The sequence below is a fragment of the Corynebacterium gottingense genome (assembly GCF_003693265.1).
Lineage (GTDB): Bacteria > Actinomycetota > Actinomycetes > Mycobacteriales > Mycobacteriaceae > Corynebacterium > Corynebacterium gottingense.
Genome location: NZ_RDRE01000018.1, coordinates 16,065 through 28,272 on the forward strand (window position 1 = coordinate 16,065; position 12,208 = coordinate 28,272).

At 65.8% G+C, this 12,208-nt stretch carries 8 protein-coding genes; 6 read left to right on the plus strand and 2 right to left on the minus strand.

All coding sequences use genetic code 11. The annotated features are described in order from the left end of the window. Window positions 1-24: 24 nt before the first annotated feature. Window positions 25-1,587 carry a sodium/proline symporter PutP gene (gene putP, locus EAW56_RS09470; protein WP_208636506.1) on the minus strand — a complete coding sequence of 521 codons (1,563 nt, stop codon included), beginning with the start codon at window positions 1,585-1,587 and terminating at the stop codon, window positions 25-27. A gap of 155 nt (window positions 1,588-1,742) precedes the next feature. On the opposite strand from putP, the gene EAW56_RS09475 reads away from it, so the two are divergent. The 6 genes from EAW56_RS09475 to EAW56_RS09500 all read left to right on the plus strand — a co-directional run bounded on the left by EAW56_RS09475 (window position 1,743) and on the right by EAW56_RS09500 (window position 10,534). Beyond that, on the plus strand, window positions 1,743-4,856 hold the full coding sequence (locus EAW56_RS09475) for a DEAD/DEAH box helicase (protein WP_122086285.1): 3,114 nt from the start codon (window positions 1,743-1,745) through the stop codon (window positions 4,854-4,856). After that, window positions 4,857-5,678, plus strand: a complete 822-nt coding sequence (locus tag EAW56_RS09480; RefSeq protein ID WP_122086287.1) for a hypothetical protein — start codon at window positions 4,857-4,859, stop codon at window positions 5,676-5,678. Window positions 5,679-5,762: 84 nt separating this feature from the next. Then, window positions 5,763-6,932: a metallophosphoesterase family protein gene (locus EAW56_RS09485; RefSeq protein ID WP_122086289.1), complete on the plus strand. Its 1,170-nt coding sequence runs from the start codon at window positions 5,763-5,765 to the stop codon at window positions 6,930-6,932. Between the two features lie 3 nt (window positions 6,933-6,935). Beyond that, a complete protein-coding gene (locus EAW56_RS09490; protein WP_122086290.1) occupies window positions 6,936-9,605 on the plus strand; it encodes an AAA family ATPase in 2,670 nt (889 codons plus the stop codon). 79 nt (window positions 9,606-9,684) lie between these two features. Further along, entirely contained in the window at window positions 9,685-10,209 is a 525-nt protein-coding gene (locus EAW56_RS09495; protein WP_095275937.1) for a MarR family winged helix-turn-helix transcriptional regulator, read from the plus strand. Between the two features lie 106 nt (window positions 10,210-10,315). Further along, on the plus strand, window positions 10,316-10,534 hold the full coding sequence (locus tag EAW56_RS09500; protein WP_095275938.1) for a PspC domain-containing protein: 219 nt from the start codon (window positions 10,316-10,318) through the stop codon (window positions 10,532-10,534). Window positions 10,535-10,618: 84 nt separating this feature from the next. Here the strand turns inward: EAW56_RS09500 and EAW56_RS09505 are convergent, their stop codons facing one another. Beyond that, window positions 10,619-11,434 (minus strand): hypothetical protein, encoded by an 816-nt coding sequence (locus EAW56_RS09505; protein ID WP_240511651.1) that lies wholly within the window; start codon window positions 11,432-11,434, stop codon window positions 10,619-10,621. Window positions 11,435-12,208 lie beyond the last annotated feature (774 nt).

Here is a 12,208-nt window from a genome sequence, read left to right on the forward strand (position 1 = left end):
CACCGGTTCCCACCGCCGCGGAAACTATTTCGCGCGCTGCGTGGCGCCGAGCGCGTCCTCGAACGTGGCCTCGGGGTGGCGCACGGCGTACTCGGTGACGGCGATGGCCTGGTCGAACTCAGACTCCACGCCCGGCTTCGGCTTCGTGGCCAGCGAGACGATCACCATCGCCGCGGTGGCGAGGATGACGCCCGGGACGATCTCGTAGATGGTGTCGGCGAGCACCTCAGTCGAGCCCCACACGAACACGGTGACAGCACCGACGATCATGCCGGCGATCGCGCCGGGCGCGGTGAGGCGGCGCCAGTAGAGAGACGCGAAAACAACCGGCCCGAAGGCCGCACCGAACCCGGCCCACGCGAATCCGACGAGGCCGAGGATGGTGTCGGAGGGGCGGGCGGCCATGATCATGGCGACGATGGCAATGAGGACGACCATGGTGCGCGACGCGACGAGCAGCGTGGTGTGGCTGGGATCCTTGCGGAAGATGCGGAACAGGTCTTCCACCAGCGCTGACGAAGTGATGAGCAGCTGCGAGGACATGGTGGACATGATGGCGGCCAGCACGGCCGTGAGCACCAAGCCGGCGAGCAGCGGGTGGAAAAGGATGCGGGCGAGGTCCAAGAAGACGGTCTCGTAGCCGGACTGGTCCGTCACCGAATGCGTGGTTTGGGAGAAGAACATGGTGCCCACCATTGCGGTGAAGACCGCGCCGGCGTAGCAGATGGCCACCCAGATCATGCCCGTGCGGCGCGCCGATGTCGCCTGCGCGGGGGACTTCAGCGCCATGAATCGGGTGACAATGTGGGGCTGGCCGAAGTAGCCGAGGCCCCAGGCGATGTTGCCGATGATGGTCGCGGCGGACACCCCGGCGACCAGGTTGAAGTAGTCGGGGTTGCCCTCCGGCCACGGGCCGTAGGCGTGGTCCGTGGCGTAGGAGAAGATCTCGCCCGGGTTGTCCACGGCGACCAGCGCCATAATGGGCACGGCCAGCAGGGCGAGGAACATGAGTCCGCCCTGGACCACGTCGGTGTAGGAAACCGCAAGGAACCCGCCGATGAAGGTGTAGAGGACCGTGATCGAGCCGACGATGAGCATGCCGACCAGGTAGTTGCCGCCGAAGGTGGACTCGTAGTAGCGCCCGCCCGAGACCATGCCGGAGGAGACGTAGAAGGTGAAAAAGAAGATGATGATCACGGCCGCGACGATGCGCAGGACGCGCGAGGTGTCGCGGGTGCGATTTTCAAAGAAGCTGGGCAGCGTGATCGAGTTGTTGGATACTTCGGAGTAGGCGCGCAGGCGCGGCGCGACCCACTTCCAGTTGGCCCACGAGCCCAGGAACAGGCCGATGACAATCCAGAGCTCGCTCATGCCGGAGACAAAGAGCGCGCCGGGAAGTCCCATGAGCAGCCAGCCGGACATGTCTGATGCGCCAGCCGAAAGGCCGGCAACGAAGGGGTTGAGTCCGCGGTCGCCGAGGACATAGTCGTCGTACTTCTGCGTCTGGAGCCACGAGTAGAACCCGATTGCTACCATGACACCGAAGTAGATCACAATGGCCATGACGAGCCAGAAACTCTCAGTCACGTGCATCTCCTTGGGGGTAACTAGGTAATGAGTTGGAAAAAGCGTAACGCAGCACAGATGTGCAATGTGGGGGATTGGACGAAACGTGTGGTCGTCCGCGCCGGCGAGCGAACCTGCGAGCCCGGAAAATTCCTCGGAGTGGTATAAGGGTGGGTATGCCTGAATACCTGCTCCACGGACTTTGGCTGCCGGAGTCCGGGCTCAATATTTGGATTGAGCAGGTCTCTGGCCACAGAGTTGTCACGATTGATGCCGTCCGCGACGGGACATTCCCGTCACACGTGCAATCGTTGCTGAGCAAGAACCACTTTCGCGGCCGCCAGCGGTTGCAGCTGCAAACGCCGAAGGGCAAAGAGGCGATTCTGCGCGCACCGACGGCGACGTTTTCCCCGAGCACCGCAATCGAGTTCCTCGCCGCGCTGGCGCATCTGGACGAAAGCTCGATGCTCAGCACCGGGGCGCAGCGCGAGACGATCGCCCCGGACCTGCGCTGGCTGGTCCGCGCGTACTTGGGGCTGAACCAATTCGTGCGCGCGGGCCGGGTGACCATCCACGTGCCCCGGCGCGACGGGAACTGGTATGCGCAGTGGCAGCTGGGTACCGGGGTGCAGGAGCGCGGTTGGTTGGCGGAGATGATCGCCGCCGCCCCCGGCGTGCTGTCGCTGAACAACCCCAACCTGAGCGAGGATCTCGCGCAGACCCTGACGCACTGGATCGCCACAGCGCGGCTGCAGTCGGTGGGCGTGCCGTCGAGAGTCCGGCCCTACCCGTGGCACGACTTCGTGGCGTCGCTGGTCTTTGGCACCCCGCTGCGCCGCGGGAACGCGTCGCTGGTGCAGCAGATCAACGAGTGGGGCGGGTCCATTACCGCGGTGAACCTGCAGCTGGTGTTCCTCGTGGAGGCCCCCGAGGACGAGCCGGAGGACGCCGACGCCGCAGAGGAAGCGGAGGACCTGCAGTGGCCCGTGCGTGTGCAGGTGCGCGCCGGGACGGACGCCCCGCGGCCCGCGCGCCTGTCCGACTTCGATGCCCAGACCGCGCAGACACTGCGCGAGTCCATCGAGGCGGCGATTGACGTCACGGAGTTGGTGGACTCCCGCCGGCACCCGCGCCAGGGGTCGGCGATCCGAGACCGGAATCGGGGGGACTGGGATAGCTTCCTCTCCACCGAGGAGATTGTCCGGTTCGTGGAGACAGAGGCGTCGAAGCTGCGCCAGGCCGGGTTTGCCGTCATGCTGCCCAAGGCGTGGTCCACGGCGGAGACCTCGGCGAAGCTGCACGTGACCCGCCCGGAGAACCCGTACGATTCCTCCACCGTGACCATGATGGGCTTTGACACGCTCGTCTCATACGACTGGCGCGTCTCCCTCGGCGATATGGAGCTGACCGACGAGGAGATGGAAAAGCTGGTTCGCTCCAAGTCCGGCCTGGTCAAGCTGCGCGGCGAGTGGGTGCTTGCAGACGGCAAGGACCTGTCGCGCACCAAGCAGTACATGAAGCGGCTGCAGCGCAGCTCGGCCGACAAGGCGCGCCTGGAGGCGGAGGCCGCTGAGACGCGCGCCAAGCTGGCCGAGGCCGCCGGTTCGGACGACGCCGCGGAACTGCGCAAGCTGGCGGACGAGGCCCGCTCGCGCTACGAGGAGTACGCCGACGACGAGACCAAGGGTCAGGTGTCCGCCGCCGAGCTGCGCCAACTCGCGCTCGAGACCGCGACGGAATCGCCCGTGGAGTTCTCCGGCTCGACGTGGTTTACCTCGCTCGTCGGCGGCCAGGACCGGCCCGCCCCGGAGCGCGTGGACATCCCCGAGGCAGTGCACGCGGAGCTGCGCGAATACCAGCGTCGCGGCGTGGACTGGCTCTACTACATGTCGCGCAACAACCTCGGGGCAGTGCTTGCCGACGACATGGGGCTGGGCAAGACGCTGCAGCTCCTCGCCCTGCTCGCGGTAGAGGAGGCGGCGGGCCGCCGCACCGGGCCGACGCTGGTGGTTGCCCCGACCTCGGTCGTGGGCAACTGGGCGCGCGAGGCCGCCCGCTTCGTCCCGGGGATGAAGGTGGTGGTCCACCACGGCGCGAACCGGTCCAAGGGCGACGAGCTGTTTGCCAAGGCAGACGAGGCGGATCTGGTGATTACCTCCTACGGCGTGGTCGGGCGAGACTTCACGGATTTGGCCCGGGTGCAGTGGGATCACGTGGTGTGCGATGAGGCCCAGGCGATTAAGAATTCGGGGACGCAGGCGTCGAAAAGCGTGCGGGCGATCCCCGCGCGACACCGCATTGCGCTGACGGGTACCCCGATTGAAAATAAGCTGTCCGAGCTGCGCAGCCTGCTGGACTTTGTGAACCCGGGGATGCTGGGCTCGCAGGCGTTTTTCCGCAACCACTTTGCCAAGGCGATCGAGTCCCGGCGCGACGAAGGCCTGGCCGATGAGATGGGCGAGCGGCTGCAGCGGCTCACGGCGCCGTTTATCCTCCGGCGCGTGAAGACGGACGCCGCGATTATCGACGACCTGCCGGAAAAGAGCGAGCACGTCGTCGCCGTGGAGATGACGCAGGAGCAAGCGGCCCTGTACACGGCGCTGGTGAACGAGATGAAGCAGCAGCTCGAGCAGCGCAAAGGGATGGCGCGCCGCGGGCTGGTGCTGGCCACGATCACGCGCATCAAGCAGATCTGCAACCACCCGGCCCACTTTCTCGGCGATGGCTCGCCGGTGACCATCCGGGGCGCACACCGCTCGGGCAAGGTAACCAAGCTCATGGAGCTCCTGCACCAAGCGGTGGAGCGCGACGAGCGCGTCCTGATCTTCACCCAATACAAGGCGTTCGGCGACTTACTGCAGCCGTACCTGTCGGACCAGCTGGGCGAACAGGTGCCGTTCCTGCACGGCGGGGTGGGCAAGAGCGCCCGCGACGCGATGGTGGAGCAGTTCCAGCGCGACGACGGGCCGCGGGCGATGCTGCTCAGCCTGAAGGCCGGAGGTACCGGGCTGAATCTCACCGCCGCCTCCGTGGTGATTCACATGGACAGGTGGTGGAACCCGGCGGTGGAGAACCAGGCGACGGACCGCGCGTTCCGCATCGGGCAGCGCCGGGACGTGACCGTGTACAAAATGATCACCAAGGGCACGATGGAGGAGTCCATTCAGGACGTCCTGGACGGCAAGATGCACCTGGCCGGCGCGGTGGTCGGCGAGGGCGAGGGGTGGATCACGGAGCTGGACACCGAGGATCTGGCCCGCCTGATCAGCTTCCGAGGGAGGACCGAGTAAGTGGCAGAGAAGAAACGTCCGAGCGAGGACAACGTCATCTACGCCAACTTTGGCGAGCGCCGGCGCGTCTCGTCCGCGGAGGAGACCGGCGAAAAGGTGCTGTCCGCGCGCGCTGTATCTACGATGTCGGCGCCCGCGCAGCGCGTGGTCAACGCGGCGCTCCGCAAGACGGACCTGGGCCGGGCGAACCGCGGGCGCGACTACGCTTCCAAGGGCCACGTGGTGAACCTGGAGTTCAACAACGCGCGGATCAACGCCTCCGTGGTAGGCAGCCAAAACTACCCGTTCGAGGTCTCGATGATGCTGCCGTTCCGCGCGCCACGCGAGGTGCGCGTTGCGGTCGGCGAGCTGGCGCGCAACCCGGCAGCGCTCGAGCGCGCGATGCAAGGCGACTTCCCGGACACAGTGCTCGACGTGATGCTTTTCTCCAGCCCAAACGAGGTGTATTTCTCCTGCACGTGCCCGGACAGCGCGTCCGTGTGCAAGCACGCGGTGGCGCTGGCCCAGGTGGCGGCGTCGCGCGTGCACACCACGCCGTCGCTGGTGTTTACGCTGCGCGACCTGAGCATGGCGTCGGTGGAGCAGGCGGTGCGCGAGGAGGCGACGTCCATCGCGCGGGAGAACACCGAGCCGGGATCCAAGTACTTCTGGGCTGGGCGGGACCTGCCGCCGCTGCCGCACCCGAAGGTGGCCCCGATGATTGATGATTCGGACACGGGGCTGCTGCACCGGGCGATGCAGACGGTGTCTTTTACCAACATCGATCAGCTGCGCGCGGTCTCTGACATCACCGAGCTGTACGATGACCTCACCACCGATTAAACTGCCTGCTCAGCATGGCGGTTTGGAATGTATATTCTAAGTTGGTAGGGCGGGTGTCCGGTCGGCCTGGTAGTTGTGTAAAGCATGACGCACACAACATTTATCCATAGCTCCGATTTACAGATCGGTATGACCCGAAAGTTCTTAAGCCCCGAGGCCCAGGCTCGTTTTGACGAATCTCGGGAGCGCTCCATCGACGCGCTGGGGAACCTGGCGCGCGACCGCGGCGCGGAGTTTATTGTGATTGCCGGCGATGTCTTCGAACACAATTCGCTGGAGGAACGCACGCTTGGCCGCGCGCTCGAGGCGCTGCGCCGCCTGCCGGTCCCGGTCTTCTTACTCCCTGGCAACCACGATCCGCTCGTTGCGGATTCAATTTTTAGCCGTACGGAGGACATCGAGAACGTCACCGTCCTTTCATCCTCGGAGCCGGTAGAGGCGGTGGACGGGGTCGACATTGTCGGCGCGCCGCTGCTGACCAAATACCCCTCGGATGACCTGTGCGCGCAGGCGGTCCGCGCCCTCGAGCCTTCGGACCGGGTCCGCATCCTCGTCGGCCATGGCCAGGTGGAGGGCTTTGGCACGGATGATGACGAAGCCTTGATCCACCTCGACCCCCTCGAAGATGCTCTCTCGCGCGGAGTGATTGATTACGTCGCCCTGGGGGATTCGCACTCGACGGCCTCGCTGGGCTTTTCGGGCAAGGTGTGGTTCTCCGGAGCCCCGGAAACCACCGACTACGCGGAGCGCTCGGACACTTCGGGCTTCTCGGACGCTGCGGCTGGCGGCGAGTCCGACTCCGGCAACGCCCTGGTGGTCACGGTGACCAAGGACGGCGGTGCCTCCGAGGTGTCCGTGGACAAGGTACACACCGGGATTTGGACGTTCGACGCGCTCGGCTGGGAGGTGACCGACGCCGACGACGTCGCCGAGGTCATCGACCAGCTGCGGGCGTACCCCGACAAGGACCGCACGGTGATTAAGTACGCGCTCACCGGAACGTTGGGGCTCGAAGCGACCCGCACGTTGGCGCGCGAACTGGCAGCGCTCGAGCCGGTGTTCGCCGCGTTGTACGAGCGGGACCGGCTTATGGACCTGCACCTTGAACCAGGGGAGGAAGAGCTGGAGAACCTCCCGCTGACCGGCTACGCCAGCCAGGCGATGCACCAGCTCGTCGGCGAGGCCGCGCAGGGCGATCCGACCGCGCGCGACGCCGTCAACCTGCTGTTCCGATTCTCCCAAGAGGCGAAGTAGCCAATGCGAATTCACTCCCTGACAATTAAGCACTTCCGCGCCATCGACCACCTGAAGCTGGAGAACCTGCCCGATACGGGCGTGGTGATCGTCCACGGGCCGAACGAGGCGGGCAAGTCGACCATCCTGGACGCGCTCGACCTGGTGCTGCGCGAGCGCTATACCGCCGGCGGCAACAAGGTGGAAAAGTATGCGCCCGTGGGCAAGGATGTGGGGCCCGAGGTCTGGCTCGACGCCACCGTGGGCGAAGTGTCCTTTGTGGTGCACAAGCGCTGGGTGAAGTCGAAGAAGGCGGAGTTGGCCGTCCGCGCGCCGCGCCGGGAAAACTTCTCCGGCAGGAAGGCCGACGACGAGCTGTTCCGAATCCTGGACGAGCACCTGGACCGCTCGCTTATGGACACGCTCTTCCTCCGCCAGGGAGACCTGGACCCAGCCGTTGCGGCCGCGGGCGTGCCCTCGATCACCAGGGCGCTCGACGGCAGCGACGAGCAGGGCGACTCCGCCACCGAGGACACGCAGCTCATGCAGGCCGTGGAGGATGAGTACGCCAAGTACTGGTCCAACAGCACGCCGCCGAAGCCGAAGAAGGCGGTGAAGCAGCTGGAAAAGGACGTGGAGGCCGCTGCGGCAGCGCGCGATGCGTGCGTCGCCGAAGTGGAGCGCCTCAGCGCGTTTGTGGACGAGGTGTCGCGCCGCAAGGAGGAGATCGCCCAGATTGACGCGGAGCTCCCGGGGGCGCAGGCCGACCTGGCCGAGCGCGAGGAGGACGCGACCAAGGCGAAGGAACTCGCCGAAAAGGTGGCGGACGCGCAGAAGAAGTACACGCAGGCAGCAACTGAGGTGCAGCGCGCCGAGAAGGACCTGGCCGGGCGTGCCGCGCTGGCCGAGCGCGTCGATACCCTGCGCACGGAGCACGCCGAGCTGGAACGATCCCTCGAGCCGGCACGAACCGCGAGCGAGGAGGAAGCCGCCAAGCTGGAGCAGCTTCGCACCGCCTCCGCGTCGGCCCGCGAAGCGCTCGTCGGCGCCCGGGCCGCGGTGAAGGAGGCGGAGCAGCGCCGCGACGTCGCTCGCGCGACGCACCGCCTCGAGACGCTCAAGGCGCACCTCGCGCGCGTTGACGAAGCGGAGCAGGCCTACAAGGAGCTGCTGGAGCAGGCGCCGAGCAAGGAGATCACGGAGAAGGCGGTGCGCGCCGCGGAGGCGGCAGAAAACGAGGTGGCGCTGCAGCGGAAGCTCCGCGACGCGGCGTCGGCAAAGCTTGCCATCGCGGGCAAGCAGGGCACCATCGACGTTGATGGGCGGGAGGTGCGCGTTGACGAGGGCACCGAGGTGCAGCTTTTCGACGGCACACAGCTGGCCATCGGCGGCTACGACCTCACCTACCGCGCAGCCCAGGGGGCGAAGGACCCCCGCGAGGCGGTCCGGGACGCGGAGGAGGCGCTCGCCGGCCTGCTGGAAAACGCCGGGTGCGAGTCCGTCAACGCGATGCGCGACGCGCGCGACGCCTACAAGGCACACGAGTCCAAGGCGGAGGCCGCGCGCCGGCGGCGCGCGGACGTGCTTGCGGGCACGGACCGCGATACCCTCGTCGCGGAGCGCGACCGCCTCGTGACGGTACTGGAAGAACTGGCCGACGCGGCAGACAGCGCGAGGAGTGAGATCAGCGAGCCCGACGCGGAGGCGGCTGTGAAGGAGGCCAGCGCCGCGCTGGCGAAGGCCGAGCAGGAAGCGGACCACGCCGAGGCAGCGCTGAAGCCCTACGCGGAACAGAAGGCGGCAAAGGAACTCGCGGTGCTTGAAGCCCGCCTCGAGGCGAAGGCGAACGAGATGGCCAACGCCGACAAGGAGTTCCGGGCGGCAGAAACCGCACAGACGCAGCAGGCGCTCGACGAGGCGCTCGCGGCCGCGACCGCGGCGCTGCAATCGGCAAAGCAGGACGCCGACGAACTCGCCGCCGCCGCGGCCGAGGCGGACGTGGAGCTCGCCCAGACGTTGCTTGAGGGCGAGCAGTCCAGGGTTGCCAATATGCAGAAGCGGAAGCACGAGGCCACGATTCGCATCACCGAGCTGCGCGGCCGGATCGAACAGGCGGCGGGTGCCGCGGAGAAGGCGGACAAGGCCGAAGCCGTGCTGGACAAGGCGGAGACCGCGCTTGCCAAGGCGACCCGTCGCGCGGACGCGATCCGCCTGTTGCGGGAGACACTGCACGCGCACCGCGACGCGGCGCGCGCCAAGTACACCAAGCCTTTCAGCGACGCGGTGCGCAAGCGGGCCAGCATCATCTACGGCAAGGACGTTGCGTTCAACTTCGGCGACGACCTGCAGATTACGGACCGCTCCATCGGCGAGCAGACCGTGCCGCTGAGCTCCCTGTCTGGCGGCGCGAAGGAACAGCTGGCGCTGCTGACACGGTTTGCCATTGCGGACCTCGTGTCCACCGAGGGGGATTCCGCGCCGGTGCCGGTCGTGGTGGACGATGCACTCGGTGCGACCGACCCGGAGCGCCTGGCCCTGATGAACACGCTGTTTTCTCAGGTGGGGAGGACCGCGCAGGTGCTCGTGCTCACGTGCTTCCCGCAGCGCTTCGACCGCGTCGCCGCTGCGCGGACCGTCCACATCGACGAGCTCAAACAGGCCGGGAGCGCATTCGCGGGCGGGGAAGCGGACTAGCGGAAAGGAGAGGAGCGGGAGCGCCCGAACTGAATTCACTTATTTTGTTAGAGCAGTCACATCCGCTATGGTGCAGAGTATGAAACACGATGCCCGCTGGCTGAACGACGAAGAGCAGGAACTCTGGCGCCTCATGCTCGCTGCGTCGCGAAAGGTCACCCGCGTGCTGGACGACACGTTGCAGGCGGAGTCCGACCTTTCCTCGTCCGAGTTTTCGGTGCTGGTCACACTCTCGGAGGCGGAAAACCAGGCGCTCCGTTTGCGGGACCTATGCAGCGAGCTGGAGTGGGACCGCTCCAGGACCTCCCACCAGGTCACGCGGATGGCAAAGCGTGGTTTGGTGACCAAGGAGAAGAGCCCCGGAGATGCCAGGGGAGTGCTGGTGTGCCTGACATCGGAGGGCATGAGCCGCCTCGAGTCGGCCGCCCCCGAGCACGTGGAAAGTGTCCGCCGAGTGGTGTTTGACCACATGGACCCCAGCACCGTTGGCGCGCTGAAGCAGTTCTTCCAAGGAATCATGGACGTCACCAACGTCCCAGGCTACGCCGACTACCGCGGTGCGCAGCCGATGACGGAGCGCGCTCGCCCGTACAACACCCCCTAGGGGTCAAAGATCGGGGTGTATCTCCGGGGAAACCCCGTTGTCGGCCGCCTCCCAGGCACGTTTAATGGGTGGTGTACCGACAAGGATTTGAGAGAAAGGACCGATCATGACCTACCAGAGCTACAACCCCAACCAGGCCCCGAAGCGCCTGACCCGCTCCATGACCAACAAGATGATCGGTGGCGTGTGCGGCGGATTCGCCGACTACTTCGACATGGACGCCACCGTCATCCGTGTGCTGGCCGTCATCCTGCTCCTGTTTGGCATCTTCCCGATGTTCCTGGCCTACCTCGCCGCCTGGATCATCATGCCGGCTGAGTTCTAGCGGCAGCTTATCGGCGCCCCTGCGGCCTCGACGTATACGATCCGGCACGGCCGCCCCGGACCCCCGCCGGTCTCCCGGGGGACGCTATCCGTAGTTCTCGACAATGTCGACGTAGTTGCTCATCCGGTCTGGGAGTTCGGGGGTGAACCAAGCGCTCACGGTCCGGTCTTCGGGTTTTTCGCAGGTCACCGTTGCCCAGTCGCTGCCCAGACGGCAGTCAAGGTTGTACGTCTCCTTGGTGACGGGGCTTGCGACCGTGACCGCTGCATGCGGCACCTGGGTAACCTCTGAGGACGCCACGTGGGTAACAGAGAAAGTGGCTTGCAGTGCGGCATCGTACATCGCGGCGGCGAATTCGCACGAGGTCGCCGAGCCTGCCTTGATCGGAATTCCGGAATCGGTTGTTCCGCAATCGCCGCCGACCTGGCCGACATTGATGTTGTGATTCCCCGCCGGAGGTGCCGGCGCAGCCTCGGGCGCGGGCTGCTCCGGCTGGGCTTCCGGGGCCGCCTCCCCGGCCGGTGGTGCCGTCTCGGCGGGCGTCGGATCCTCGTACTCAGTGACGGTCTGTTTCACCGTCACGGTTTCGGGCGAATCTTGTACCGCATTCGGGGCGCCACATGCGCTGATGGCAAGGCCGGAGGCGAGCAGGAGCGTGCTGGCGAGTCCTCGTTTCATGTTGGTGAGTGTAACCGAACTTTGAGTAAGGTTGCAGTACTCTGTCAGGCAGCGTTGACGTGTGGTCGGGTGGTCTACCTCTGTGGACACGCGGAGCATCCGTCTGTTGCCCGGCATCACCAAGAACTGGAGCAGTGCAAAGAGAGCGTGCGCGATCCGCCCAAGCATCGGCGTATCAATGAGAATCCAGCACAGCAGCGCCATCAGCAGCGAAGGCACCATGAAGACCAGCGATGCAGCTGCGTGAGCACTCGCTTAGCGACGGCTAACGTCACCCTCATCGTCCCATCACCGCTCAAAATGCGTCTTCCATCGAATCCGCTCCGGTGCGTTCCAGTACTTCGTCGCGGGTTGCGTGCTCGACGCGTCCCTCATCCACAAAGAGCAGGTGCTCGCTACCCTCCGTCTCGTCTTCAACGACAAGGACACCCGAGCCCCTGTCACCGGATACATCGAGAGGGAGATTCTCGCTGAGGCGGAAAAATCAAGGCGCGGCACCCCGCCCCACCACCGCAAGCGCGTATGAGGCCGTCATCGACCTCTCAACGGTGCTGCTCGGCGTGCACGTGTCGCGCTACCTCCTTCGTGCTGGTCCGCACGCAGGCATGTCCGTATACGACTTCGGTGGGGTCATGGAGCGGGTGCTCAGAGGTGCGCTGGGGTGGGGACTACCCCGCTGACCCTCGCACGATGAATGTGCCGGAGGGGTAATGGATTCCAGGATCACTACCGCCAATGAAGCCGGTGCGCCCCGCTTCGCCAGATACCGATACCGGCATGGCGAGAATGCAGTACAGGGGGGCCAAACGCCTACGCAGGGGCCCGGCGATAACGGCAACAAAAAGAAAGAAGCCCCGAGACATAACCGGTGAACTGCTCCCCATTAGTTGGACTGAGAAAATCAGTTACCGACTAGTGGGGAGTAGTTTTCATTGAGAGCTCGAAGTTCGCTGAGTGAGCATCAGCGCGAGCAGTTGGTTGCACTATTTGAGCAAG

Bases quoted from the DNA above. Each gene is read 5' to 3' on its own strand.
- EAW56_RS09475 (WP_122086285.1), top strand. From the start codon at position 1,743: ATGCCTGAATACCTGCTCCACGGACTTTGGCTGCCGGAGTCCGGGCTC.
- EAW56_RS09495 (WP_095275937.1), top strand. From the start codon at position 9,685: ATGAAACACGATGCCCGCTGGCTGAACGACGAAGAGCAGGAACTCTGG.
- EAW56_RS09505 (WP_240511651.1), bottom strand. From the start codon at position 11,434: ATGGTGCCTTCGCTGCTGATGGCGCTGCTGTGCTGGATTCTCATTGAT.
- EAW56_RS09500 (WP_095275938.1), top strand. From the start codon at position 10,316: ATGACCTACCAGAGCTACAACCCCAACCAGGCCCCGAAGCGCCTGACC.
- EAW56_RS09485 (WP_122086289.1), top strand. From the start codon at position 5,763: ATGACGCACACAACATTTATCCATAGCTCCGATTTACAGATCGGTATG.
- EAW56_RS09490 (WP_122086290.1), top strand. From the start codon at position 6,936: ATGCGAATTCACTCCCTGACAATTAAGCACTTCCGCGCCATCGACCAC.